The organism is Nostoc sp. DedSLP04 (assembly GCF_034530775.1).
Lineage (GTDB): Bacteria > Cyanobacteriota > Cyanobacteriia > Cyanobacteriales > Nostocaceae > Nostoc.
Genome location: NZ_JAVRCL010000076.1, coordinates 12,048 through 37,068, shown reverse-complemented (window position 1 = coordinate 37,068; position 25,021 = coordinate 12,048). Strand labels below are relative to the sequence as shown.

At 40.9% G+C, this 25,021-nt stretch carries 24 protein-coding genes and 1 pseudogene; 13 read left to right on the top strand and 12 right to left on the bottom strand.

The features are described 5' to 3' along the window. Nucleotides 1-60 precede the first annotated feature (60 nt). Nucleotides 61-273, top strand: a complete 213-nt coding sequence (locus RMX89_RS30240) for a hypothetical protein (RefSeq protein WP_322691538.1) — start codon at nt 61-63, stop codon at nt 271-273. Between the two features lie 203 nt (nt 274-476). Here the strand turns inward: RMX89_RS30240 and RMX89_RS30235 are convergent, their stop codons facing one another. Continuing rightward, a complete protein-coding gene (locus tag RMX89_RS30235; protein ID WP_322691537.1) occupies nt 477-1,595 on the bottom strand; it encodes a hypothetical protein in 1,119 nt (372 codons plus the stop codon). Between the two features lie 241 nt (nt 1,596-1,836). Here RMX89_RS30235 and RMX89_RS30230 point away from each other — a divergent pair, with 241 nt between their 5' ends. The 3 genes from RMX89_RS30230 (at nt 1,837) to RMX89_RS30220 (ending at nt 5,336) form a co-directional block, all read left to right on the top strand. Beyond that, the gene (locus RMX89_RS30230; protein ID WP_322671127.1) at nt 1,837-2,199 is read left to right on the top strand and encodes a hypothetical protein; all 363 of its coding nucleotides are present in this window, start codon (nt 1,837-1,839) and stop codon (nt 2,197-2,199) included. Nucleotides 2,200-2,204: 5 nt separating this feature from the next. After that, nucleotides 2,205-2,636: an HNH endonuclease signature motif containing protein gene (locus RMX89_RS30225; RefSeq protein ID WP_322671128.1), complete on the top strand. Its 432-nt coding sequence runs from the start codon at nt 2,205-2,207 to the stop codon at nt 2,634-2,636. Between the two features lie 87 nt (nt 2,637-2,723). Further along, nucleotides 2,724-5,336: a U32 family peptidase gene (locus tag RMX89_RS30220; protein ID WP_322691536.1), complete on the top strand. Its 2,613-nt coding sequence runs from the start codon at nt 2,724-2,726 to the stop codon at nt 5,334-5,336. Here the strand turns inward: RMX89_RS30220 and RMX89_RS30215 are convergent. Further along, nucleotides 5,331-5,954 (bottom strand): Uma2 family endonuclease, encoded by a 624-nt coding sequence (locus RMX89_RS30215; protein WP_322691539.1) that lies wholly within the window; start codon nt 5,952-5,954, stop codon nt 5,331-5,333. The two genes, RMX89_RS30220 and RMX89_RS30215, sit on opposite strands and share 6 nt — an antisense overlap. 170 nt (nt 5,955-6,124) lie before the next feature. On the opposite strand from RMX89_RS30215, the gene RMX89_RS30210 reads away from it, so the two are divergent. Beyond that, nucleotides 6,125-7,045, top strand: coding sequence for an alpha/beta hydrolase (locus RMX89_RS30210; RefSeq protein ID WP_322691535.1), 921 nt, complete (start codon nt 6,125-6,127; stop codon nt 7,043-7,045). An 8-nt stretch (nt 7,046-7,053) separates the two neighbouring features. On the opposite strand, the gene RMX89_RS30205 is transcribed toward RMX89_RS30210, so the two are convergent. From RMX89_RS30205 to RMX89_RS30165, 9 genes and pseudogenes are all read right to left on the bottom strand, one after another. Next, nucleotides 7,054-8,454, bottom strand: coding sequence for an ATP-binding protein (locus RMX89_RS30205; RefSeq protein ID WP_322691534.1), 1,401 nt, complete (start codon nt 8,452-8,454; stop codon nt 7,054-7,056). A gap of 150 nt (nt 8,455-8,604) precedes the next feature. Then, entirely contained in the window at nt 8,605-8,919 is a 315-nt protein-coding gene (locus RMX89_RS30200; RefSeq protein ID WP_322691533.1) for a hypothetical protein, read from the bottom strand. A gap of 69 nt (nt 8,920-8,988) precedes the next feature. Further along, nucleotides 8,989-9,318, bottom strand: coding sequence for a hypothetical protein (locus RMX89_RS30195; RefSeq protein ID WP_322691532.1), 330 nt, complete (start codon nt 9,316-9,318; stop codon nt 8,989-8,991). Nucleotides 9,319-9,368: 50 nt separating this feature from the next. Further along, nucleotides 9,369-10,139, bottom strand: coding sequence for an SDR family NAD(P)-dependent oxidoreductase (locus RMX89_RS30190; protein WP_322691531.1), 771 nt, complete (start codon nt 10,137-10,139; stop codon nt 9,369-9,371). Then, nucleotides 10,139-11,146 carry an arsenosugar biosynthesis radical SAM (seleno)protein ArsS gene (gene arsS, locus RMX89_RS30185; RefSeq protein ID WP_322691530.1) on the bottom strand — a complete coding sequence of 336 codons (1,008 nt, stop codon included), beginning with the start codon at nt 11,144-11,146 and terminating at the stop codon, nt 10,139-10,141. The genes RMX89_RS30190 and arsS overlap by 1 nt, the downstream gene beginning before the upstream one ends. 43 nt (nt 11,147-11,189) lie before the next feature. Then, nucleotides 11,190-12,155: an inorganic phosphate transporter gene (locus tag RMX89_RS30180; RefSeq protein WP_322691529.1), complete on the bottom strand. Its 966-nt coding sequence runs from the start codon at nt 12,153-12,155 to the stop codon at nt 11,190-11,192. A 172-nt stretch (nt 12,156-12,327) separates the two neighbouring features. After that, a complete protein-coding gene (gene arsM, locus RMX89_RS30175) occupies nt 12,328-13,296 on the bottom strand; it encodes an arsenosugar biosynthesis arsenite methyltransferase ArsM (RefSeq protein ID WP_322691528.1) in 969 nt (322 codons plus the stop codon). A gap of 193 nt (nt 13,297-13,489) precedes the next feature. Continuing rightward, a pseudogene (locus RMX89_RS30170) lies at nt 13,490-14,160 on the bottom strand (response regulator transcription factor). Nucleotides 14,161-14,329: 169 nt separating this feature from the next. Continuing rightward, nucleotides 14,330-14,617, bottom strand: a complete 288-nt coding sequence (locus tag RMX89_RS30165; protein ID WP_322671137.1) for a Mo-dependent nitrogenase C-terminal domain-containing protein — start codon at nt 14,615-14,617, stop codon at nt 14,330-14,332. A 1,078-nt stretch (nt 14,618-15,695) separates the two neighbouring features. Between RMX89_RS30165 and RMX89_RS30160 the strand changes: the two genes are divergently transcribed. The 5 genes from RMX89_RS30160 to RMX89_RS30140 all read left to right on the top strand — a co-directional run bounded on the left by RMX89_RS30160 (nt 15,696) and on the right by RMX89_RS30140 (nt 22,031). After that, entirely contained in the window at nt 15,696-17,189 is a 1,494-nt protein-coding gene (locus RMX89_RS30160; RefSeq protein ID WP_322691527.1) for a sensor histidine kinase, read from the top strand. Between the two features lie 15 nt (nt 17,190-17,204). Beyond that, a complete protein-coding gene (locus RMX89_RS30155) occupies nt 17,205-17,633 on the top strand; it encodes a response regulator (protein ID WP_292861307.1) in 429 nt (142 codons plus the stop codon). 93 nt (nt 17,634-17,726) lie between these two features. Further along, nucleotides 17,727-18,764 (top strand): sensor histidine kinase, encoded by a 1,038-nt coding sequence (locus RMX89_RS30150; protein WP_322691526.1) that lies wholly within the window; start codon nt 17,727-17,729, stop codon nt 18,762-18,764. 21 nt (nt 18,765-18,785) lie between these two features. Continuing rightward, nucleotides 18,786-21,257 carry an EAL domain-containing protein gene (locus RMX89_RS30145; protein ID WP_322691525.1) on the top strand — a complete coding sequence of 824 codons (2,472 nt, stop codon included), beginning with the start codon at nt 18,786-18,788 and terminating at the stop codon, nt 21,255-21,257. A 156-nt stretch (nt 21,258-21,413) separates the two neighbouring features. Beyond that, a complete protein-coding gene (locus RMX89_RS30140; RefSeq protein ID WP_322691524.1) occupies nt 21,414-22,031 on the top strand; it encodes a class I SAM-dependent methyltransferase in 618 nt (205 codons plus the stop codon). Between the two features lie 102 nt (nt 22,032-22,133). Here the strand turns inward: RMX89_RS30140 and RMX89_RS30135 are convergent, their stop codons facing one another. Further along, nucleotides 22,134-22,631 carry a GNAT family N-acetyltransferase gene (locus RMX89_RS30135; protein ID WP_322691523.1) on the bottom strand — a complete coding sequence of 166 codons (498 nt, stop codon included), beginning with the start codon at nt 22,629-22,631 and terminating at the stop codon, nt 22,134-22,136. 329 nt (nt 22,632-22,960) lie between these two features. Between RMX89_RS30135 and RMX89_RS30130 the strand changes: the two genes are divergently transcribed. The 3 genes from RMX89_RS30130 (at nt 22,961) to RMX89_RS30120 (ending at nt 24,932) form a co-directional block, all read left to right on the top strand. Beyond that, nucleotides 22,961-23,155 carry a hypothetical protein gene (locus RMX89_RS30130; RefSeq protein WP_322671144.1) on the top strand — a complete coding sequence of 65 codons (195 nt, stop codon included), beginning with the start codon at nt 22,961-22,963 and terminating at the stop codon, nt 23,153-23,155. A gap of 110 nt (nt 23,156-23,265) precedes the next feature. Further along, complete coding sequence (locus RMX89_RS30125; protein WP_322691522.1) at nt 23,266-23,574, top strand: hypothetical protein; 309 nt, start codon at nt 23,266-23,268, stop codon at nt 23,572-23,574. Between the two features lie 179 nt (nt 23,575-23,753). Beyond that, a complete protein-coding gene (locus tag RMX89_RS30120; protein ID WP_322683506.1) occupies nt 23,754-24,932 on the top strand; it encodes a hybrid sensor histidine kinase/response regulator in 1,179 nt (392 codons plus the stop codon). Nucleotides 24,933-25,021 lie beyond the last annotated feature (89 nt).

Sequence of the window (25,021 nt, the reverse complement as noted above, 5' to 3'; positions counted from 1 at the left end):
CTTGTAATCGCTGAAATTCCTTTGCCGTATACATTTACCATTTTCGGATAAGTCTCAATATTGCGTGTAAATAACGAAATCCCCGCACGTGCAATTGCTAAAGCCGAAGAAAGCTACGAAGTAAAAAAGCCATTATTTAAAGCCATCACTAACTTTACCAAAAAAGAAAAATATAGAGATAAATGTTTTCATGAATTAAATATACCTGAAGAAAAATTTCCAATAATAATGGATGGAATAAATTTGCTTCTTGTTGAATTTGAATCTTTATAGAAATAAAATCTCAAATAAACATCTGTAGAGATCCAGATGACAACAAATTTTGAGAACTTGCTAAAGATGCCAATGCAGAATTTTTAATCACAGGAGATCAAGACCTTTTATCACTCAAGTCCCTAGCCGAATATCAAAACCAGATTATTACTCCCAGAGACTTTCTTGACCTTGATTAATTCATCTTTAATCCTGTAATTAGTTCAGATGAAAGGCTGTAACTCTAAAGGTTTAGATGGAATTATGTACATTAATTCTGCGCCGTCTGGTTTAATTTCTGTAGACGGAGTTAATTTAAGCCAGTCATGAAAGCTGATTCCTAATTGGGATATTGCTTGCACTTCTGTTTGGTAAGATTTAAAACGGCGATGGGTTTCTATCATAGATTCTACAGCTTCCATAACTTTAGGAAGACGTTTATCTGCTTCTTGTTTTAAATCCTTATGATCTGGGCCGAACCAACCTCCTTGAACTTCATCACGAGTTAAAATTGCTGGTGGGAGTGAATCTACCCATTTATATATAGAATATAACTCTTCTCCCATTTTAAATAAGTTCTCACGTTGCAAATCAAAAACTGCATTTTCATCTAAATTGGGGTTAATCCACTGGTAAATTTGTGTTAGCCTACGCAAATCTATCTGACCTTTGTAACAAGGTTGTAAGTATGCTGCTGGGTTAGAAGTAAGTACAATGTCAATATATTTTTTAATACGTGAACGGAGAACTTTTGCTCCTTCTTGAAACCGGCGAAGTGCTGTATCATGTTCTTCTAATTCTAAATAGCAACGTGCTTCAGCTAGGTAAGCTAAAGATAAAGTTAGTAGATATTCATCAATAATTTGGCTTTTTTGCTCAATTTCGATATCGGTGTATTCAGCATAAATATGCTCTGCTTCTAAAAAACGGTTAATAGCTTGTAGGGCGCTATTTCTACGATTTTCAGTTTTGGTCATTGTAAAAGCATTATTTGCTAATTCGATTGCAGCACGAAAATTTGCATAGAAACTAAGGTCAATTTTACGATTAATGTTATTTAACACTTTTTGTGCTTGTTGTAAGCGTTGTTCTAATTCCTTAAGCCGTTGTGCTATTACAACAAAGCCTATAACTGAGACACCCAGGTTTAATATACTGGCTGCACTAGTTACCTGCAAAACTAAATCTTTAGAAGGAGATAAATTAACCTCTCTTAACCAAGTAATTACTCGCTTACTGCCTACTTCCCTAATTACACCTCCAACCCGTTCAAGAGTTCCATCTGTTAGTCCTTTGACAATCCAATCGGCAAGCATAAAGGTTACTGTAACTGGTAAACTCACAATTCTCTCCTAGTTGCTAAAATTTCAGTAGCGTGATGTCTGGTAGGTAGTCGCTTCGATTCTGCACAGCAAATACCTGCGCTTTAGTCAGTATTCCCAATTTGAGTTGTAGTTTATGCAATAGCGATCGCTCTTTTTAACGAACCGTCCACGCTAATAAAGAAAAACGATCGCTATTTTTTAACCAGAAGATGCAGAGCGATCGCAGATACAATCATAAGTAAAAGCAAGCAGGTAGAAAATGGCTGAAATTGTCACCCTTCAACTCCCTGAAACACTGGCACAAAAAGCAAAGGAAATCGCTGCTTTTACACATCGGCGGCTTGAAGATGTATTACTAGAATGGATTGACCGCGCCATTACCGAACTACCTCTGGAGTCTCTACCGGACGATCGGATTTTGGCTATGTGCGATATGCAGATGGAAACTGAGCAGCAAGAGGTTTTCAGTGACTTGCAAGCGCGTCATCGAGAGGGACAGTTGAATGATGCAGAAGTTCGTCAACTAGATGAACTCATGCAGGTCTATCGACATGGCTTAGTAAGTAAAGCAAGAGCTTTAAAAGTAGCTGTTGAACGCGGCTTGAAACCAGCCCTCAATTAACAGCAATGGCCCGTTTTTACATTTCTGTAGAAATAGAACGTCGTGTCCGCAGTGCTGCTAGAAACCGATGTGGTTATTGTTTGAGTCCTCAGCGTTTAGTAATGGCACGTTTGAAAATCGAACATATTATTCCCATATCTAAAAATGGTAGCAATGATGAATCAAACTTGTGGTTAGCTTGTCCCCTATGTAATCGCTACAAAAGTGATAAAACTACAGGGTTTGATCCAGAGACGAGCGAAACGGTAAAGCTATTTAACCCTCGTACTCAAGTCTGGTTTGAGCATTTTGGCTGGAGTGAAGATGGTGTACGTATTGTTGGCAAAACGCCGACTGGTAGAGCAACTGTTGCAGTTCTACATTTGAGTGATGATGCAGATGCACTAGAAGTTCATAGTTATTGGGTACTTGCGGGTTGGCATCCTCCAGAAGATTGAATGAACCGCAGATGAAAGAGCGATCGCCCCATCCCTCAATAACTTCGATAAAATCACTATGGTGCTAGTTAAACCTCCCTAAATCTAATGAAAAGCGATATCTCCCCTTTGCAACTTTCCCTTCAACGTCCTGAACTACTTGCGCCAGCAGGTAATTGGGAGTGTGCTAAAGCTGCTGTGGAAAATGGGGCAGATGCAATTTACTTCGGTTTGGATCGGTTTAACGCCAGAATGCGGGCAGAAAATTTTACTGAGGCGGACTTACCCCAATTGATGACATTCCTGCACCGTCGGGGTGTAAAGGGTTATGTCACTGTCAACACACTCATATTTCCCAAAGAACTAGCAGAAGCACAGCAATATCTCCGCACAATTATTGCAGCTGGTGTGGATGCAGCGATCGTTCAAGATATTGGTATATGCCGTCTCATCCGTCAACTTTCCCCCGATTTTCCCATCCATGCTTCCACGCAAATGACAATTACCAGTGCAGCTGGAGTCGAATTTGCCAAATCTCTTGGCTGTCAATTGGTGGTGCTGGCACGTGAATGTTCTCTCAAAGAAATCAATAAAATTCAGCAGCAGATTGCCCAACAAGAAACTTCGCTGCCCTTAGAAGTTTTTGTTCACGGTGCTTTGTGCGTAGCGTATTCCGGTCAGTGTTTGACTAGCGAGGCTTTAGGCGGACGTTCTGCTAACCGAGGTGAATGTGCCCAAGCTTGCCGGATGCCCTACGATTTAATTGCCGATGGGGAAGTTGTGAATTTAAAAGATCGCAAATATTTACTCAGTCCTCAAGACTTAGCAGGGTTAGACGTTCTGCCCGATTTGGTGAAATCAGGAGTAACTTGTCTCAAGATTGAAGGTCGTCTGAAAGCTCCAGAGTATGTTGCTAATGTTACCCGTGTTTATCGGCAAGCTTTGGATAGTGTAATGACAGAATTGGAAAGACCTAACCCCTCTTTGCCTACAAGGGAAGGGGGGAAAGGTCAATCAGACCAAGAACATTACAACCTAGAAATGGCATTTTCTCGCGGACTCTACACGGGCTGGTTTGGCGGGATTAATAATCAGGAATTAGTTCACGCCCGCTTTGGCAAAAAACGTGGGGTTTATTTAGGTGAAGTCAGCCGCATTCACAACGAACAGGTAACAGTCAAACTGGAAGCGCCTGTAAAACCGGGAGATGGAATTGTGTTTGACTGCGGTCATCCAGAGGCGAAGGAAGAAGGCGGCCGGGTTTATGCTGTGGTATCCAAAGGTAAAGAAACCATGCTGACATTTGGGCGAAATGACTTGAACCTGCGCCGAGTGCATATAGGCGATCGCATTTGGAAAACCAGCGATCCAGAACTCGATAAGCAATTGCGGCAGAGTTTTGCTGGCGAGAATCCTCAATTTCAACGTCCGATTGACTTGGAGATTTATGGAGAAGTTGGTCAGGCATTGATTGCGATCGCCCGCGATCAAATCGGTAATATTGTACAGGTAGAATCTGCAACTTCTCTAGTTGAAGCGCACACCAAACCACTAGATACAGACCGTTTAAAAGAACAATTCGGTCGTCTCGGTAACACACCTTTCTGTTTAGGAACACTAACCAACCACCTCAGCGGCGCTATTATGCTACCCGTAAGTGAGTTGAACCGGATGCGGCGGGAAATGGTAGCACAGTTGGAAGAATTGCGAAGTCAACCCAAACGCTGGCAATTAGCTTCTGATGTCTCTTTCCAAAACTTACTCCCCTCATCTCCCACCCTGCCGGAAGCTAAAGCTACATCTCCTTCACTCATCGTCCTAGTACGAAATCTCAAGCAACTCCAAGCCGCCCTCAAAGCTGGTATTGAAACACTGTATTGTGAATTTGAAGACCCCCGTGCCTACCAAGAAGCGGTGCAAATGGTGCGCCAGCAACAGCAAAAAAACAAAGCAGAAAATTCTTCACTTTTAACTGATAACTCAGCACTCCTAACTCCTAATTCCCAACTCCCCACAATTTGGGTTGCACCACCCCGAATTACCAAACCGGGAGAAAATTGGATTTTGCAGCAAGTACGCGCCTCGGAAGCGGATGGCTATCTGATACGAAATTATGACCAATTGCAATTCTTTGCAGCAGACCGTTGTATCGGAGATTTTTCGCTCAACGTTGCTAATCCCTTAACAGGAGACTACTTTCAGCAACACTTTGGTTTAGAACGGCTGACGGCATCTTATGACCTGAATATTACCCAACTACAAGACCTGCTCACTAGTTGTCCACCCCAGTGGTTTGAGGTAACAATCCATCAGCATATACCGATGTTTCACATGGAGCATTGTGTTTTTTGCGCCTTTCTCTCAACGGGTACAGACTATACTAACTGTGGACGACCTTGTGAAAAACAGGAAGTGAAATTAAAAGACCGTGTAGGTAGCGAACACGTTATTAAAGCAGATGTAGGTTGTCGCAATACTGTATTTAACGGCACTGCTCAAACTGGAGCCGAGTACGTACAGCGCCTCATAGAACTGGGATTACGTCAGTTTCGCATCGAATTTGTGAATGAAACACCAGAACAAGTGAGTAAAACAATACATTTTTATAGTCAATTATTGCAAGGTGAGATTACAGGTTCCCAACTCTGGCGCGAGTTGAAGTTGCAAAATCAGCTGGGTGTGACTCGTGGCCCTATGGGAGTATCAGCACTGCGGTCATAATTGATTTTCTGAACGTCCAGCTTGAAAAATTTGTTCGGCGGTCAAATTCAATTCTGGGAATGTGGGCGATACAATCCGGTCATTACCCCGAAATAGGTTAACTTGATACTCACCGTCCATTAAATAATAGATGGAAATAGTAGGTTGTTTGGGATTACCTATGTACCTTCTACCGCCCAAAGCTAAATAATCAATAATCCAGTATTCAGGAACGCCAAAAGTTTCGTAGTCAACCAGCTTGGATGCATAATCATCCCTCCAATTACTACTGACAACTTCAATAACTAGAGGAACCGATGCAGCTTGAGTAACCGTTGAAGACTTTTTCCACATCGGTTCTGCTGAAAGATTCTTTTGATTGATCGCTATCACATCAGGCGAATAACCTGATTCTTTGTCAGGAACCTTAACCAGCGCTTGCTTGGGTATGAGGTATGGAAGTTTTAATCGTTTGAACTCTAAAGTGATTTCACCCGCTAAAAAACCATTAATCTCTTCATGATCTCCTACTGGCTGCATTTCAACAATTACCCCATCGTGTAGTTCATAACATCCGCCGTCTGGCTTCCAATTGAGGAATTCTTCAAAAGCGATCGTTTTTGGTAAGGCTTGAAACATCACACTTACTCCTGACTCTGGTTTAGAGATCATTAACCAACCCACGGTTAGAAGTTGGGGAATTATTTTCAAGATACTTTAAATAGATGAGGGTAACTCAATTAACTGTAATTACTATAAATGTTGACTTTTTAGTAGCTTGTTGGGAGAATACGTAAAAAATTAACCTTATGATTGACCATAGCGATCGCCTAGCTTCTCGTAAAGAAGGCAGATTTACAGGTGTTGGAGGACTTGAACTGTATTACCAAAGCTGGCATCCAGAGGGTAAAGTCCGGGCAATATTAGCCATTGTGCATGGACTTGGAGCGCACAGCGATCGCTACAGTAATGTAATTGAGCATTTGATACCCAAGCAATACGCTATCTACGCCTTAGATTTGCGCGGTCATGGACGCTCACCGGGTCAGCAAGGCTATATCAACGCTTGGAGCGAGTTTCGTGAAGACTTGGGAGCCTTTTTACAATTAATTCAGACTCAAAATCCTGGATATCCAGTTTTTCTCTTGGGTCACAGTTTAGGCGCGGTGATTGTCTTAGATTACATTCTGCGCTATCCCCAACAAGCATCATTATTGCAGGGTGCGATCGCTCTTGCGCCAACCTTGGGGAAAGTTGGGGTTTCACCGATTCGGGTACTTTTAGGAAAAATGCTCTCATGGGTGTGGCCGCGTTTCACCCTGAATACAGGCATTGACATCAGTACTGCTTCACGAGATCAGCAGGTTGTAGCTGCGATCGCTCAGGATACACTGCGACATACCCTTGGTACTGCCCGTCTAGCTACAGAATTTTTTGCAACAGTTGATTGGATTAATGCTCACGCAGGTGATTGGCAATTACCATTGTTGATTCTCCACGGTGGTGCAGACCGAGTGGCTTTACCTGTGGGAAGCGACATCTTTTATCAACGGGTAAAGTATACAGATAAGCTGAGAATTGAGTATCCAGAAGCCTATCACGAAATTCAGCGTGACCTCAATTATCGAGAGGTAATGGCTGATTTGGAAGATTGGTTAGAGCAACATCTACCATCTGAGGTGGTGCAGTTAGGACGGGGAAACGCTGAGTTAGAGTTTCCTAGTTCTTAGTATTCTGACTACAATCTTCTTTCTATCAACCGTCGAGTTAAATCTTCGATTGCATCTATACTCAGTTGATATCCATTAAAAATCGTAAACAAAGGGCTAACAGCCTGATTAACGTACTGTGCTAACGCCGAGCGAGGTGTTTCAAGCGGTAGATTAACGAACGCCAAAACTTCATCTTGATGTGCTGAACCTTGTGAATAAATAGAACGCTCTTGATTTGCCCAAGAACTAAGTCTACGTCCCCGCAAGCCAGTCCATTTAAATGCAAAAGCTAATTGCGTTTTTTCTGGCTCACAACCCATTGCCTTTGCAAACTCAATACCAACTGCTATAGCTTCAGCCGTTCTAATTACAGGTAGAGCAAAATCAAGAACTGTCATAGGTGGGGGTGCGTAATTCTTGACTGACATATCATCTTCTAATGCTCGCCTCAGATAAAATTTACCTTTTGGATCGAACCGCATGAAGTCAATGTCCTTGCTCCAACCTGAATCCAGACTAACAATAAGCGCTTCCCAAGCTCCGTTATAAACATAAGGTTGGTCTTTGTCAACGAAACCTCGACTATCTAGCCACACAGGCCAACCAGTATATTTAGGATTATTAAAACTCAAGAGATTAAAGAATTGCTCATTTGCAGAGTGTAGAGGTACTTCTCCAATAATTATTAATGCTACCTGCGAAGTACCATGCTCCGGTAAAGTAATACTACGTTCTTTAACTACGGTGTTAAATCTTTCTTCACTTTCTTGAAGATAACATCGCAGTATATCTTCAATTGATTCCTCTGGTTGTATTCCTTGTGCAATTGTGAAAGCCAATTCACGGAGCAGAGAAGGCGTGACACCACCAAGATGGCGGCGTAAAAAACGACCAATATCTGCTTCACGATTTTCAAAGCATAAATTCATGATGCGTTCCCAGTCATTACAGCGAGGTTCTGAACTGCTAACAGTATTATTTGTATTCAGACTTCGCACATAAACACTATGAGCTTTAATTAGATCCTTACCTTGTTCATCCTTTAAGCCAGCCTTTGCTGCTACAGGTGTTATAAATCCAGAAGGAATCTCTAATGCTGGATACTCTTGACCATCTTTTTTAAGATAGTGAATTGTTACTTCAAAAGGTTGACTGCAAAATTTACTGGCAATAGACTGAATAACATCAGAATGAAAACTTTCTCTTGGATTTTGATGCGCTCCTTGAATATCAGGAAAACCATCATTGTTGAAACCAATCAAAAATATACCTCCATCATTATTTCTGAGGGCAATGCAAGCCTTGGCTATCTTCGCCATACCCTCTTTAGATTGAGGATCGATCCATCTTTTAATCTCTACAGATAAACTTTCAGATGGATTCAAAACTAAATTATTAAAGAAATCTTGATTATAGATACTTCCCATTTTTAGCTTTAATTTACTATTAAGCAAGGTACATTAGCACCAAATTAACGCACTTTTATCTATTTAAGTATATTTGTACTATAGAATTTGTTACAAAAGTGCGATCTATAAAACGCACCAGGATATTAGTATCTATGAGGTATACCACTGCTAAGGATGATCCTCGTAAATGCTCTCACGAGTCACAGCATAATCTGACAGCATTGCTAAATTTGACCCAACACATAGCGTAAATTCGTCAGCTAACTTATCTGCAACGACTTCAAACTTTTCATCGTTCAGTTGAGCCTGTGTCTGAAGCTTTGCCATCAACTGAGCGCGTTTTCCTTCTTGAATTTTGCGCTGTTGGTCTTGAAAGATTAGCTCTTGAAGATATTCATTAGCTGAACTATAACCGCCTTTAGCTACTTGTTCTTCGACAAAGACTTTCATCGACTCAGGTAAGGAAATCTGAATGTTAGTCATAGCTTGAGATATCTGGTGGGCGATTTTATCTACTACGTTAGCATTGCGATCGCACCTTCAAATGCAGAGTCAATTATGTACATTATCCGAAAAATATATTGCTGAGGACTGAGAGTTTTTTTCAACCAAAATAGGTTCTCCCTTTACTCCTCCACGGGTAAGAGTACAAATCTTATAAAGGTTTTCACACTCAAAGATTGCCAAAACTAGCTCTTTCCCACTTTGGTAAGAGGATGGTAAAGCTTTCCCTACCTCGCATTCCATATCAATTTCGCGATCGCGCCACTGTAACTTCCAAATACGCTTTTCGGTTATTGCTGCTTTAAGAGACTGAGCAAGAGCACTATACACCTGCTCTGCTTTGATATCATCTTTGGCTGCTGGCACAAAAAACTTCATAGGCTGAGGTTACAAATAACGTAGGTTTCATTAGCATCAGCGTAACGCAGTTACCAAGGCAATCTGCTCCCATCCCATGAGAAAAACTGTCCACTATCGCCGTCTTGAAGCTGTTCGATGACAGCCAATAATTGCGTAACAGTACGTTCTACTGAAAATAATTTTTCCGCAGGGACATTTCTTTGGAAAGGACGAGAAAGGCGGGTATCAGTTGTACCAGGATGTAATGTTACTATTAATGCTTTCGGACAACTTCTTTTATACTCAATTGCCGCAGTTCGCATCAACATATTGAGTGCTGCTTTAGAAGCCCGATAGCCATACCATCCACCAAGTTGATTATCGCCAATACTGCCCAATTTAGCAGAAATAGTGGCGAACACGCTGCGTTCTCCATGACGAAACAGAGGCAATAAATGTTTAGCCAGTAAGACAGCACCAATACTATTTATCTGAAAGTAGCGCAGCAAATTTTCTGAATTGATCTGTTTTAAGCTTTTTTCAGGTTGCAAAGTATCTTCATGTAACAGTCCTACACAGTTGACTACCAAATGCAGTTTATCAACTTGAGTATGTATTTTTTGAACAGCTTCAATAATTTGTAACTCGTCAGTAATATCCATCTCCAAACAAATTAATCGCTCAGGACATTCGTCTGCAAGAGCTATTAACTCTGAGGACAATTTCGGTTGACGAGAAGTTGCATAAATTTTAGCTATTGTGCGATCGGGTAGCAATTTTTTCACAAAACCTAAACCAATACCTTGGCTGGCTCCCACAATCAAAGCATTGACAGGATTAATTTCATCGATAAAAGACATTAGAGCAAAGCACCACCACAACTCGAACCACACCCAGCAGTACAACCATAGCAATAAGCAGCAGTTTGTACCTCATTAATTAAGTCTAAATTGCCAGCTTCTAACAATTTGCCAACTGTTAAAGTTTCACCATTGCGAGTTTTTGCAGGCAAATTCATCATTTGGTTAAAGTCACAATCATATACATTGCCCAGATAGTCAATTGAAAGTTCATCGCGACACATTAAATGTTCAACTGTGCTGGGATTAAAATGCAACTCTAAAAACTGCAAATAGCTAGCGTACAGTTTTCTTCGTTCTAAATGCATTTTTGTTCTACCAACTGGTAAATTGGTAAAGGTAAAGAGGTTGTTAAACACAATATTAAAATGTTCTTGTAAGAACATTTTGTAATCTCGTTCTAGATTGCTCTGTTCGGGAGCTAAAGAAAATTTTTCATCGGTGGGTAACTGGGGATTAAAAACCAAGTCCAAAATTAAATTTTGGTCTTTACCATAGCCAATTTGGTTAAGCCACTGCAAAGCTTTGACTGAACTATCAAAAACACCAGTACCTCGCATTTTATCAACATTATCTGCTAGGTAACAGGGTAGAGAAGCCACAATTCTTACTTGATGTTGGGCAAAGTATTCTGGTAAATCACCAAATCCATCTTCAAAATAAATCGCCAAATTAGACCGGACAATAACTTGTTTACCAGTTGCTTTTGCTGCTTCTACCAGTGGCTTAAATCCATAATTCATTTCAGGTGCGCCACCAGTCAAATCCACAATTTTAATCTCAGGAAATTTATGGATTAGTGAAATCAATTGTTCGCAAATTTCAGGAGAAAGTTCTTCTGTACGTTTTGGCCCGGCTTCTACATGACAGTGTGTACAAGCAAGATTACAACGCTTACCTAGATTAATTTGTAAAACAGTGATTCCTTTTTTTGTCAAAGGTGAACTGAGTTTATTTTTAAAGGCTGTGACTGCTGTATCTCGTATAATTTTTGCTTGAGTTTGCATTAGTTACTACTCCTAAAAAATTGCACAACAATTTTCAATTTTTCTAACCTTGCAATAATCTGTAGGTTATTGCACTAATAATTGCAGCAGTTGGTAAAGTTAAAATCCACGATAGGAAAATTTGATAAAAAACACGAGTATTAGATTTAGATTTTTTGTTAATTAATCCAACACCAAAAATAGAACCAACTGAAACGTGAGTGGTAGAAACTGGAAGCCCAAACCGAGTAGCTGCAATGACCAGAATACCAGTTACTATATTTGCTGATAAGCCTTGAGTATGATTCATTGAAGTAATCTTTTCACTCATGGTTATTGCAACTTTTTGAGAGTTGAGTAAACCGCCAAGTGCCATTGCGATCGCTATCAAGATCGCTCCTCCCTGAATCGAGAAATACTCAATAATTAGAAGGAGTGAAACAATCTTAGGAGTATCATTGAATCCTCTAGCAAAACTGACAATTCCAGCGCTGAAAAAATGACAAGCATTAATCATTTTTTGGTTGACTGGTAGATGCCATTTTGAATTAATATAGCCAGATAAGCTGTAAATTCCTGCGGACAAGGGAATAGCAACGATTGGACTGAGTAATAAAGGCAAAATAAAGGAAGTTCCTAAAGCTGCAAAATTAACTTGTAGTCCGATCGCAACTAATCCAGCGCCAACCAGCGCACCTGTTAAACTGTGAGTTGTGGAAATGGGAAACCCCATGAGGCTAGCAATGATTACAGTCAATCCAGTAGCGATCGCGACTGCAAGATGAAACTCTGGAGAATTAGCGATCGCATCAGGTAATAGTCCTTTTCCAGAGAAGTTTTTAATTAACGATCCCGCCAAAAAAGTCGCAGTTATTGCACCAGCAAAAGTTGTGAAAGTTGCCCATAAAATTGCTGTTTGATAGCTGCTAGTTCGGCTACCAAACAGCGTCGCTACACCTTTAAAATTATCATTTGCTCCATTTGAATATGCTAAAAAAAGCGTAGCTAAAAACAGACTTATTAACAACATTTTGGAGTTTATAAAAAAGAAGTCAGAATTCAGAATCTAGAATTCAGAATGTAATTAGTGAAAATATTGAAATTGTGCATTCATCACCCAGTTGCACAGAACCATTCTGTTAGCGGATAGCTAAGGTTTAGCCCATTCTGGCTCCTGACATCTGAATTCTTTCTTAAATAAATTAACAGCAGCCACCACCGCTATAGTGCCAGGTTGAATTGGTAACAATTATTTCTGTTGGGTTACTAACAGCAAGGTTAGCAGCCGTTTTATCACACACCGCAGCCGGAATACCTAGCTGAAGTATATGACCTGCCAAATCGTCAAAGAAAAGTTCAGAACCAGCATAAATTGCTGTTTTTCCAGTGAAAATGCAAGCACCATCTTCTGGAATGACAACTTTAAATGAGACTGAATCCAGACTTTCTAAAAGTAGGTTTTCTTCTAAATTATAAGTCTGGGAATCTAGTAGGCGATAAGGCCGACGGGCACGAATTTCAACTTGACCAAAACCAGCATTTATAATTTTTTCAGTATACTCTTGATATGTGAGTGCACCTGATAAACACATGGCTCTCAGCCGCTCATCTTTTTGAAGATGTGCTGGAATGGGACGAGTCGCAATTGGATCGCTCATCTGCAAGCGTCCACCTGGTTTTAACACCCGATATGCTTCTTTTAAAGCACGAGTTAAATCTTCTGGTTCAAAGATATTGAAAAGACAATTTTGTGCCACGATATCGACGCTAGCATCAGCAACAGGTAAGTTAAAAGCATCACCTTCGCGGATTTCGACAAAGCTGGTGTTGAACCAGGGGTTTTCTCGAGCAGCAATTTCCAAATTACGTGCAGCTGCTTCCCGCATAGCCCCAACCGGTTCAACGGCAATTACAGCACTTGCATAACGGGAAAAATAAGCGAATTGCAACGCTTCTAAACCGCCACCAACACCGACGTACAGCACAGTAGGTTGGTTTCCTAGTTCAGTGGGGTGAACAGTGGTGCCACAACCATAATTCATTTCCTGCATTGGCAAAGAAATTTTCAATCCTGGTAGTTGCAGAGGCGTACTTTGTACACAACAAAGTCCAACTTGCGGGGTTTGGGCAACTTCGTCATAGAACTGCGCTGCTGTTTCTAGATAGGTCATGCCACTTTGAGTTTTGGATTTTGGATGATAGCTTTGTGCATCCTAATATAATTAACTCTAAGTTGGATGAGTTTTTGTAGAGATTGCCAAAAACGCCAAAGTTTGCTATGGTGAAGCCTTTTGCTTTTAGGCAATAGGCACTGAGGGAATAAGGAAGAATTATTGAAAAGTCTTTCGCTTGTCTCTCTCCAATTCAATCATGCAATGTGTAGCCAACACCGATCGCAGTTTGAATGAGACATTTTTCATTATTGGCTTCAAGTTTCAGGCGCAAGTAGTTAATGTAAGGTTCAATGATGTTGGCATCGCCCATGAAGTCATAACCCCAGACTTCCTCTAAAATGCGATCGCAGCTAATTATCTGTCGCGGATGGGCCAGCAAATATTCTAGTAAATCAAATTCCTTAGCAGTTAACTCAATTAACCGCCGATCTCGGTATACTTCCCGCGTGCGACGATTTAAACTTAGGTCTTCAAATTCTAAAACATCTGCGTACTCTACTTGCTTCTTCGTAGGCGAGTGCTGACTCTGGCTAATAATTCATCAACGCTGAAGGGTTTAACGAGGTAATCATCAGCACCAGCGTCTAAACCTGCAATGCGATCGCTTACTTCATCTTTGACGGTTAATAAAATTATCGGCACTTTCTGGGCGATATTCCGCAGGCGGCTGCAAATTTCCCACCCCGACAAACCAGGCAACATCCAGTCTAAAATTACTAAATCCAGATGCAACTCTCTGGCTGCGGTGAGTGCAGTTAATCCATCGTAGGCAATACTGACTTGATAGCCTTCATAATTCAATTCCAATTCGATAAATCGTGCCAGTTTGACCTCATCTTCAATCAGTAAGATGTGCGTCATGATGATCTTAATAATTTCAGCAGGATACGGGAAGCAACAATAGTGTTAGCTACTTAATAGCCAAACATCTAATTAGGTGTACGTTAGCTTAGTATAAACCTGAGTAAGTAACAACCGTAAATCTGCAATTACCGATCGCTGCTCGATCGAAGAACAATCCAACTGGCGATCAGCAATAAGCTGTGATATCTTCACCACATTCATCGGCGAGATAACAGAGCGCTCTAAAACGCAAACCAACCACTTCCTCGTATAGAGGATTTAATTTACACATAGGTGGAATATGAAATAGCTTCCGGCCAAGCAGCATGATGTCTCGCTCAAAGGGACATTGAGCAGGAATAGCTTTGCATAGAAAATGAGCCAATTTGGAGTTATGAATTTCTATCGTTTCCAACCACTCGCGGACTGGGTGCAGTAGATCGTTGTGTGAGTGAACTTGAATAAAGCTTGTCATAATTTTTTACCTTGATAATTTCAAACTAAATTGAGTTTTTTGTATTTGAACCTCTATAAATAAATACAGTTAGGTTTTGTAGTTTTATGCACTTAGGGACTTCCAAATAAAAAAATAATCAATCGCTTTGGGAAGGCTCTTGTCCGGGGAGAGACAAGGTAGAGATATTGCTACCTTGTCTACCTTGTCCCCTTGTCCCCCTCGTCCCCTCGTCCCCCCTGCTCCTATTGGATGCAAAAATTGAGTAATTGAATTTTTGGATGTCCCTTATTATTTTTTCTTTGGTTCTCTACAAAGGTAGAAAGATTAGTGTTAACTACACATTCAAGTACTACAGTTCGCGATAATTTGTTCTGACTTTTCACTTCATATTGAAAAACCCATCCAAAACTGAACCCCGTAACCTTTCTCTAGTAAAGAAGCTCATTTTCAGGGCAAAAAGGCAGATAGGACAAGGCTTTTCAGCAAATTGCAACTATTTGACAAACATTTCGGCTCAATCCCTGAACGATGCAGAATTTTTCAGGTTACTGATAGTACTTGATGTTTCTATCTAGTCTACGTATTTATTAATCAATTTAATATCAAGCTAATATGAGTAAAGATTTTTACGTGCAATTACTGGTGTTTTATAGCACTTTAGTGTAATTTATGCAAGCGAAAATTTGGGGAAAATAGCTACGGAAATATACTGAATTAGTTAACAAAAGTTATTATTTGCCTTCTCATGTCTCAGCAAATATACGGTCACAATCATTAATTAATATGGATATCCTTTATTAGAGCTAATTCGCTCTCAAAGTTAAGAAACTTGGTATTAGTTACTAAAACTATGACGAGTAGTTGGACAGCTAGTCACCCTTCTCTTTCAAAGACAAGAACGCGTGACGATCCTAACGACACTAACGCAGCGATCGCGGTTCGTCTCATTGGCACAGTCTCTGTCTCTGACACGCTGTTCGCGAACGTAAACAAAAGAAGATAGCCAGTAGAGAGCAACTGTTACCGTTCTACAGCACTGGCTCACCGTTTTTACCAATTTAGCCAGCAGCTATTTTTTCAACTAGGAAGGTAAAAAATGGAATGGGCTATTTACAAAAAGAATACAGGCAGTTTTGTAATAGCAGTCGCAATTATGACTGGTGTTGGCATCATCTCATATCTTAGTTTGCTTCAGTATAGAGAAAACGCTCAATGGGTAACACATACACGCGAGGTGCTTGAAAAGACAAAAGAAGTAATGTCACAGATTAAAGATGCAGAGACTGGACAACGAGGCTATCTTCTCACAGGCAAAGAACGGTATTTGGAACCCTACCGCAGTGCAACTGGCGAGATTGCTCAGAAACTTAAGACTCTGCGCCAATTGACTGTGGATAACCCGAATCAACAGCGGCGGCTCGATCGCCTTGAACCCCTGATAACCAAAAAACTGGTTTTGATTGAACAGACGATCGACGCGAGAAGCAAAAATTTAGAGTCTGCGCTGCAAATAGTTCAAACAGATCGGGGTCAGCAAATTATGGAGGACATCCGAATGCTGACTACAGCTATGGAAAACGAAGAGAATCAGTTGTTGAAACAGCGATCGATAAAAGCGAACACCAGCGCTCATCAAACAACTTTGCTGACTATTTTTGGCAGCATTATCGCTTCTCTTATCGTCGGTTTCGCAGCCACAATCACCAATCAGGAACTCGTTAAACGCAAACGGATGGAAAATTCTCTGCAAAAGGCTCGCGATGAGTTAGAAATAGAGGTTAACAAACAGACTGCCGAACTGAGAAACACTAACGAAGAATTGCAAACTGAAATTAATGAGCGCAAAAAGGCGGAGTCAGAGATTCTGCGTCTGAACGTCCAGCTTGAGCAGCGAGTTGCAGAACGCACAGCACAACTCGAAGCCACTAACAAAGAGATGGAAGCATTTAGTTATTCTGTGTCTCATGACCTGCGGGCCCCCTTGCGGAGCATCGATGGCTTTAGTCAAGCACTCCTAGAAGATTATGCTGACAAGCTGGACGCATTAGGTCAAAACTACCTTCAGCGAGTGCGTGCAGCTACCCAGCGAATGGCCCAACTGATTGACGATTTACTGAATCTGTCACGATTAACGCGTAGTGAGATGCGTTACGAAAAGGTCGATCTGAGCGCACTAGTGGAGGCGATCGCTACAGAGTTGCACAAAACCCAACCAGAACGCCAAGTAGAGTTTATCATTACGCCGGGACTGGTTGCTAATGGTGATGCTCATCTGTTACGGATCGTGCTAGAAAACCTACTGGGTAATGCGTGGAAGTTTACAGGTAAACATCAAAAAGCCCGAATAGAATTTGGGCTTTTACAGCAAAATAACACCCATGTATATTTTGTCAGTGATGATGGCACAGGCTTCGATATGGCCTATGTTGAGAAACTCTTCGGTGCTTTTCAGCGCCTACACGCCATGACTGAGTTTGAAGGCACTGGCATCGGATTAGCTACTGTGCAGCGCATTGTTCACCGTCATGGTGGCCGTGTCTGGGCAGAAAGCGTAGTGGAGCAAGGCGCAACATTTTACTTCACCCTTTAACTAGAGGAATACAACATGATTTTACTTGTAGAAGACAATCCTGACGATGAAGCGCTCACCCTACGGGCACTCAAGAAAAACAATATTATGAACGAGGTAGTAGTAGCACGGGATGGGGTGGAAGCTCTAGATTATCTCTTTGGTAAAGGTGTATACGCCGATCGCGACATGAACGTTATGCCCCATATCATCCTCTTGGATTTGAAACTGCCTAAAATGGATGGTCTGGAAGTTTTACGACACCTGCGAACCGATGACAGGACAAAAATCCTTCCCGTCGTCATTCTCACCTCCTCCAAAGAGGAGCAAGACTTAATCAATGGTTACAGCTTGGGAGCCAACAGCTATGTTCGCAAACCAGTAGACTTTTCCCAATTCAGTGAAGCAGTGCGACAACTAGGATTGTACTGGTTTGTCTTAAACGAATCACCACCAAGAATATAGCTTACCAAAGAAGGCAGGGGTTATAGATGCAAGGCTGACTTTCTTAATTACGAATTACGAATTACGAATTACGAATTACGAATTACGAATTACATGAGTGTACCACTGCGCGTATTACTTGTTGAGGATTCAGAAGACGACGCTTTGTTGCTGCTGCGCGAACTACAACGTGGTGGCTACGAAGTAACCTTTGAACGGATTGATACACCCACAGCCATGAAAGCTGCGATCAAAGAGCAAACATGGGATATCGTTATCTGCGATTATTCTATGCCCACCTTTAGCGCCCCTGCTGCATTGAAGCAGGTTAAGGAAAGTGGACTTGACCTGCCATTCATTATCGTCTCAGGAACTATTGGTGAAGATACCGCAGTCGCCGCCATGAAGGCTGGTGCCCATGACTACATCATCAAAGGCAATTTAGCGCGACTAACCCCTGCTGTTGCCCGCGAGTTGCGCGAAGCACTAGTGAGACGGGAGCGTAAACAAGCAGAGGAGCAGATTAAAGCATCGCTTCAAGAAAAAGAGGTGCTATTGAAAGAAATTCATCATCGAGTAAAAAATAACTTGCAGATTATTTCTAGTCTGCTCAACCTGCAAGCAGAGTATCTCAAGGACAATCAAGCTCTTGAGGTATTCAAAGATAGCCAGAACCGGATTGAATCAATGGCTCTGATCCACGAGAAACTATATCAATCTCAAGACTTGGCAAGGATTAATTTTGCCGACTATATCCAAGATTTAGTAACTAATTTATTTTATTCATACAACGTTAATTCCAGCGCTATTACCTTGAAAATGAATGTTGAGGAGGTTTTTCTAGCCATTGATGCAGCTATTCCTTGCGGCTTAATTATCAATGAACTTATTTCAAATTCCCTAAAATATGCCTTTCCCCAAACAGAGGGGGGAGAAATTTCTATTGACTTTCGCTTTGATGGAGTAAACTTATATATACTTGCCATCAGTGATAATGGTGTCGGTTTTGCCCAAGATTTTGACTTTCACAATACAGAATCATTAGGTCTGCGATTAGTAAAAGGTCTAACACATCAGCTAAAAGGCAATATCGATTTTAGCAGCAATAACGGAGTAAAGTATAAAATTATATTTCCGACTAAAAATTTATAAATTTAAATTTTCAATAAAAACATGAACCCAGTAAATATATTAGTTGTTGAAGATGAATTCATCGTGGCAATGGATATACAAAATCGGCTCAGGAAATTTGGATACACTGTTATAGGGCTTGCCGATTCTGGAGAAGAAGCAATTAAGAAAGCAGCAGACGATTCTTTAGATTTAGTTTTAATGGATATTCACCTCAAAGGAAATATGGACGGTGTGGAGGCTGCTCAGATAATTCATAATATTTTTAATATTCCAGTCATATATCTGACTGCTAATGCAGATGAATCAACATTGAATCGAGCAAAGGTAACAGAGCCGTTTGGCTACATTCTCAAGCCTTTTAAAGAAAAAGAATTAAAATTCACGATTGAAATTACTCTTTCTAAACATCGGACGGAAAAAAAATTAAAACAGAATGAACAATGGCTGACTACTGTACTTAAAAGTATTGGAGATGCTGTGATTACTAGCGACGAATCTGGAACTGTGACTTTTATGAATCCAATTGCGGAGGTACTGACGGGTTGGAATTATTCAGATGCGTTTGGTAAAGAAGCAGCAGAAGTATTCAATATTGCTCCTAAAAAAACTCGTATAATAATTGAAAGTCCTGTAACGCAAGTCCTTCAGTCTGGCGTTACTATCGATCTACCAGAACAGAGGATACTTATAGCTAAAAACGGTACAGAAATACCAATTGATGATAGTGTTGCAGCGATTAAAGATGATAACGGTAATATCACGGGTGCAGTTTTGGTCTTTCAGGATATCACCGAGCGCAACCAAATTCTGGAAGCATTAGCACGTCGGCAGCAAGAATTCAAAGCACTAATTGAAAATGCACCCGATATTATTTCCAGATTTAACCCTCAATTGCGCTACGTTTACGTTAATCCAGTTATTGAAAACATTACAGGAATATCAGCCGAAACATTTATCGGCAAAACAAACGCAGAGTTAAATCTGCCGGAAGAATTTTGCTGGATATGCGATCGCAAGCTTCGGCAAGTTTTCCAAACCAAGGAAGAAACGGAGTTTGAATGCAGTTTAGCGATCGCCCAGCAAACAAGACATTACCATACCCGTCTTGTGCCTGAATTGGCTAGCGATGGTTCAGTATATTTTGTTTTAAGTATTTCTCGCAACATTACTGCTCTAAAACTGGCAGAGGCGCAATTAATTCATGATGCCTTTCACGATATACTAACCAAACTGCCAAACCGTGCCTTATTTATGGAACGGCTAGAACGGGCGCTCATGCTGACAAAACGACGTGCAGATTATAGATTCGCTGTTCTCTTTCTAGATTTAGATCGCTTCAAAGTTGTCAACGATAGTCTCGGTCATACAATTGGAGATCAACTACTAACTGCCCTTGCTCGTAGATTAGAAAATTGCCTGCGGGCTGGAGACACAGTTGCCCGTCTAGGGGGAGATGAGTTTACAATTTTGCTTGACGATCTCCAAAATGCCAATGACGTAACAAGCGTAGTGGAGCGGATACACGAAGTTCTGACATCTGCGTTCCAACTCAGTGGGTACGAGGTATTTACCACCGTCAGTATTGGCATCGCCCTGAGCAAGGGTAGTTACAACCGACCGGAGGAACTCTTGCGCGATGCTGACATTGCAATGTATCGCGCTAAAGCATTGGGTAAGGCACGCCATGAAATATTTGACTCAACCATGTACACCCAAGTTACAAAGCTATTAGAGTTAGAGATGGATCTACGACGGGCAGTTGAACGCCAGGAGTTTCAGGTTTACTACCAGCCAATTATTTTATTAGAAACTTACAAAATTATTGGCTTCGAGGCTCTCGTTCGCTGGCAGCACCCGCAATACGGATTAATATCTCCAGACAGCTTTATTCCCCTGGCAGAAGAAACTGGGCTGATTATCCCTATTGGTTATTGGGTACTAGGCGAGGCTTGTCGGCAGATGCGTGCTTGGCAATTACAATTTCCTACTGACCCACCTTTAACAATCAGTGTAAATCTTTCCACTAAGCAGTTTTCACAACCTAGCCTAATTGAGCAAATTAACCAAATTATCCAAGAGACTGGTTTAGAAGTTGGCAGTTTAAAGCTGGAAATTACCGAAAGCGTACTTATGGAGAATATTCAATTAGCAACTTTTATGCTATCGCAGCTGCAAGAGATGAATATCCAATTACACTTAGATGATTTTGGCATCGGCTATTCATCCTTGAGTTACCTGCACCGCTTTCCCAGTAATGCCTTGAAGATCGATCGTTCCTTTATTGCTAAGATTGGTGCTAATGGAGAAAACTTAGAGATTATTCAAGCGATCGTCGCTCTAGCACAGAGTCTAAATATAGATGTAATAGCAGAGGGTGTAGAAACACTAGAGCAACTGGCACAACTTCAAGTGATGAAATGCAAATATGCACAGGGATATTTTTTCTCTCAACCCCTCGATCGCAAGTTGGTAGAAACATTAATTTTATCTGGCATTGAACCTAGATATTAGCCCGTCTTTAGCTTCGTGTAAGTAAGCCAACAAAAGCCCGATATTACAACTAATTCTGAACCGCTATAGTTAATTTGTGTTGTTAACCAAATTTTTGGAGGCGCAGCTAAACTTACTCTTAAAAAGCATCAAGTTTTAAGAAAGCTGCGAAAACTAATGACTGATGACTTTTTCAATAATAAAAAGCTACTTTTTGACCTATGGGCATCAAGTTACGATTGGTTCTTTCCTTCAGTGTTTTATCGAGCCATTCACCAACGGTTGCTGGAGTACGTCGATTTACCAGAGCTAGCAAATGTACTTGATATCGGCTGTGGTACTGGACGCTTGCTTGAGCGCCTTGCTACTCAGTTTCCCAATCTCCAAGCTACCGGATTGGATTTATCTGCTAATATGTTGCGGGTAGCAAGACAGAACAACCGCCATCGTCCACGCTTAATTTATATTGAGGGCAAAGCTGAGTCTCTTCCCTTTGCTGATGGTCAATTTGATGCCGTTTTCAGTACTATCAGCTTCTTGCACTATTTGGAACCAAAACAGGTGGTTAGTGAGATAGCACGGGTACTTTCTCCCGGTGGACGCTTTTATTTGGTTGACATTACTTCCAAAAAAGAGACAGAACCTCAATTATTGCCAATCTCTCCCCGTGGAATTAGACTCTACAGCCCTAATCAACGTCAACTTCTTGGCTCCTCTGCTGGGTTATTGTGTTTGAATCACCATTATTTACTAGGGCCTGTCTTACTAACGATTTTTGCTAAACCTCTAAGTTGAAATAGGAAATGGGGAGAGTAAAGGACTAGAAACATCTTGTATCAAGCCTTGTTCTGCATCTCTTAAATTACGAATTACGAATTACGAATTACGAATTACGAATTACGAATTAGTCTGACCTCGATATTCCATAAATACCACAGGAACTTTGAGCAGCCTTTTAGCTAACTGCGAGAATCTAAATTTCTCCTTGAGCGTAGATAAGCCTATTGTCTTGGGAAATTGTGGCAAGTCTTCAAAAGATATTGGCACAAAGTCAAAGCGACTGTAAAACTGCACCAGCCGTTGACCTAAGCATTCCAGATAAAGTGGTTGCACTGTTGTATTAATCAAATGCTGCGTTAGCAAACTACCCAAACCGCGACCTCTCCAAGCTGATGCAACGACCAAGCTACCAAGTTCTTGTGCCCCTGAAAAGTTACGCAGCTGTCCGCAAGCTATCAGATTCTCATTGTATTCAACTACCCAAAATTGCTGCCAATTTAATTGGGTTGGATCGAGTTTGGCTGAAAATACCAGCAATCGAATCGACCACTGATCCCCAGAGGTTGCCTTGCGAAGGATACATCCAGATGGTAACGATAGATTGTTCTGGTTCATTAATTAGACTTTGATAGTTTGTATCACCATCATCACACCATATTATTCGCCTAGCTAGACTCAGATCGCTTGCCATTTACTGACAATTATCAATAAAGCAATTTCAAAAACATCTTAGACATAAAACCCGTTCCAGGTTCTACCTTAGCCATAAGAAGGGTTGTAAGGTTAAATAACTCTACATTTCTGGATTTTTTCAGCATACATGAGTAATACTAAACAATACTTCCGATAGAGGTAAAAATCAGCCATAACTATATCTGGATAGATGCATTCATACTCCTAATTTTTTAAGATAATCTCAAAGATAAATAATAAGGGATGTAATCATGGCTGAACAACAAAAATCTAATAATGAACAACCTGCGTCTACTGCTTCTGCTGACGGCGAAACCCCTACCGAGGAAAGTATCCGCAAAACTGGTGATGCACAAAAGAGTGATGCTAAATCCACTGCTACTCCAGAAGCTCCAGAAAACGATGGTGTAGCAGGTAGCCCCAATCAAGGAACTGAGTCACGTTAATTAATTTGAACTTTCCCAAGTTTTAATCAGCTCGTGGGGTCTTTTGTTGTAACCCTAATACACTAAATTTAGAGTGGAAATGTGGTGTTACACTACATCTCCACTTGTTTTTGTGTCAAAAATTGCATTGTCTCTCTCTACGTTGGTGCGTTAGCGTAGCTTACCGCAGCTATGTTTATTATCGTGTGGGTACTCGCGGTCAGGAATTTGTTCTCGTTGACTGTGATACTGCCCTCAGTCTAGCTCTAAGTAATTTACATATAGCGATCGCTCAGGATAATGATCTCAATATCTTGAGCGAATTATTTGAGGTTTTTTGCCGTCTTCATACTCGTCGAGAATTTTCTGGTACTGGCATTGGTCTAGCTATCTACAAAAAAATCGTTGAGCGGTATGGCGATCGCACGCATCTGGGCTGAGTCGAAACCGGGCCGGACATAGGAACAGTATTTTATTTTACCCTCAACGCAAATTAAGGTATCTTTAAATAGGTATCTAATAACCGCTTATTAACCTTTTAACAAGCGCATGAATTCTAGCCCTATCTAAAAAATAGGAAATCAGGTGATTATCTAACAAATTGATATAACCCTGTACTATGGAAAAGCTCACAATTCACATTCTATTAGTAGAAGATAGTGCAAGTGATGCTCATCTGCTACGCCGGATATTTTTAAATTCAGATCAAGAACAATGGCAGATGTTACATGTTGAACGGTTATCTGAGGCGATAGAAGCTAGCAGGGAAAATTCTACGTCTAACCTTGATAATTCTCACATAGAGAGTCGAAAGCAACGCAGATTCGACTTAGTTTTGTTAGACCTCGGCCTTCCAGACTCTATTGGACTGGACACGTTGAAAGAATTTATGGCAGCAGTACCTGATATCCCAGTTGTGGTATTAACAGGTGTTGACGATCAAGATTTAGCACTGCAAGCATTAGCAGAAGGAGCGCAAGACTATTTAGTTAAAGATAAAATCACTATACAATGGTTAGTGCGTGCCATTCGCTATGCCATTGAAAGAAGCGAAATTCTCAACCAACTACGTGAGAGTGAAGAACGCACCCGTCAAGCGCTGGCAAAAGAACAGGAACTCAACGAGTTAAAGTCAAACTTTGTAGCAATGGTTTCTCACGAGTTCCGCACCCCTATGACTACGATTCAGACGGCTGTAGATATCCTTCAATACAACAGCAATAAACTAACTGATATCCGCAGAACTAAATATTTCGATCGAATACAAAATGCTATCAACCAGATGCTTAATCTTTTAGATGAGATATTGTTCTTGAGTAAAACGGAAGCAGCTAAACTCGAATACAAGCCTACGCTGTTAAATTTAGAAAATTTCTGTAGCGAACTCACAGATATTCTTCAACTCAATGCAGGTAGTAAACACAGCATTATCTTTACTTGTCAAGGTGAATCGACCCAAGCCCAAATTGATGAAGACCTACTAAATTGTACCTTAACTAATTTGATTTCCAATGCCATTAAATATTCTCCTGAAAGTGATACTATTTGGTTTGATTTGATTTGCAAAGATCGCCTCGCAATTTTCCAAATCAAAGATCGGGGAATGGGAATTCCTCTCAAAGATCAAACTCATCTATTTCAAACCTTCTATCGCGCCAGCAATGTGGGTGTAATTCAAGGAACAGGATTGGGACTCACTATAGTTAAAAAATGTGTGGAGTTACATGGTGGTCATATTCAATTAGAAAGTGAGCAGGGTGTTGGTACAACAGTAATTGTCACTTTACCACTACAATGATTAGACAAATAAATTATTATAATTGGGCATTGGGCATTGGGCATTGGGCATTGGGTATGGAGAAGAGACAAGGTAGACAAGGAAGAGGC

Bases quoted from the DNA above. Each gene is read 5' to 3' on its own strand.
- RMX89_RS30230 (WP_322671127.1), top strand. From the start codon at position 1,837: ATGGCTGAAATTGTCACCCTTCAACTCCCTGAAACACTGGCACAAAAA.
- RMX89_RS30225 (WP_322671128.1), top strand. From the start codon at position 2,205: ATGGCCCGTTTTTACATTTCTGTAGAAATAGAACGTCGTGTCCGCAGT.
- RMX89_RS30220 (WP_322691536.1), top strand. From the start codon at position 2,724: ATGAAAAGCGATATCTCCCCTTTGCAACTTTCCCTTCAACGTCCTGAA.
- RMX89_RS30215 (WP_322691539.1), bottom strand. From the start codon at position 5,954: ATGTTTCAAGCCTTACCAAAAACGATCGCTTTTGAAGAATTCCTCAAT.
- RMX89_RS30210 (WP_322691535.1), top strand. From the start codon at position 6,125: ATGATTGACCATAGCGATCGCCTAGCTTCTCGTAAAGAAGGCAGATTT.
- RMX89_RS30205 (WP_322691534.1), bottom strand. From the start codon at position 8,454: ATGGGAAGTATCTATAATCAAGATTTCTTTAATAATTTAGTTTTGAAT.
- RMX89_RS30200 (WP_322691533.1), bottom strand. From the start codon at position 8,919: ATGACTAACATTCAGATTTCCTTACCTGAGTCGATGAAAGTCTTTGTC.
- RMX89_RS30195 (WP_322691532.1), bottom strand. From the start codon at position 9,318: ATGAAGTTTTTTGTGCCAGCAGCCAAAGATGATATCAAAGCAGAGCAG.
- RMX89_RS30190 (WP_322691531.1), bottom strand. From the start codon at position 10,139: ATGTCTTTTATCGATGAAATTAATCCTGTCAATGCTTTGATTGTGGGA.
- arsS (WP_322691530.1), bottom strand. From the start codon at position 11,146: ATGCAAACTCAAGCAAAAATTATACGAGATACAGCAGTCACAGCCTTT.
- RMX89_RS30180 (WP_322691529.1), bottom strand. From the start codon at position 12,155: ATGTTGTTAATAAGTCTGTTTTTAGCTACGCTTTTTTTAGCATATTCA.
- arsM (WP_322691528.1), bottom strand. From the start codon at position 13,296: ATGACCTATCTAGAAACAGCAGCGCAGTTCTATGACGAAGTTGCCCAA.
- RMX89_RS30165 (WP_322671137.1), bottom strand. From the start codon at position 14,617: ATGACAAGCTTTATTCAAGTTCACTCACACAACGATCTACTGCACCCA.
- RMX89_RS30160 (WP_322691527.1), top strand. From the start codon at position 15,696: ATGGAATGGGCTATTTACAAAAAGAATACAGGCAGTTTTGTAATAGCA.
- RMX89_RS30155 (WP_292861307.1), top strand. From the start codon at position 17,205: ATGATTTTACTTGTAGAAGACAATCCTGACGATGAAGCGCTCACCCTA.
- RMX89_RS30150 (WP_322691526.1), top strand. From the start codon at position 17,727: ATGAGTGTACCACTGCGCGTATTACTTGTTGAGGATTCAGAAGACGAC.
- RMX89_RS30145 (WP_322691525.1), top strand. From the start codon at position 18,786: ATGAACCCAGTAAATATATTAGTTGTTGAAGATGAATTCATCGTGGCA.
- RMX89_RS30140 (WP_322691524.1), top strand. From the start codon at position 21,414: ATGACTGATGACTTTTTCAATAATAAAAAGCTACTTTTTGACCTATGG.
- RMX89_RS30135 (WP_322691523.1), bottom strand. From the start codon at position 22,631: ATGAACCAGAACAATCTATCGTTACCATCTGGATGTATCCTTCGCAAG.
- RMX89_RS30130 (WP_322671144.1), top strand. From the start codon at position 22,961: ATGGCTGAACAACAAAAATCTAATAATGAACAACCTGCGTCTACTGCT.
- RMX89_RS30120 (WP_322683506.1), top strand. From the start codon at position 23,754: ATGGAAAAGCTCACAATTCACATTCTATTAGTAGAAGATAGTGCAAGT.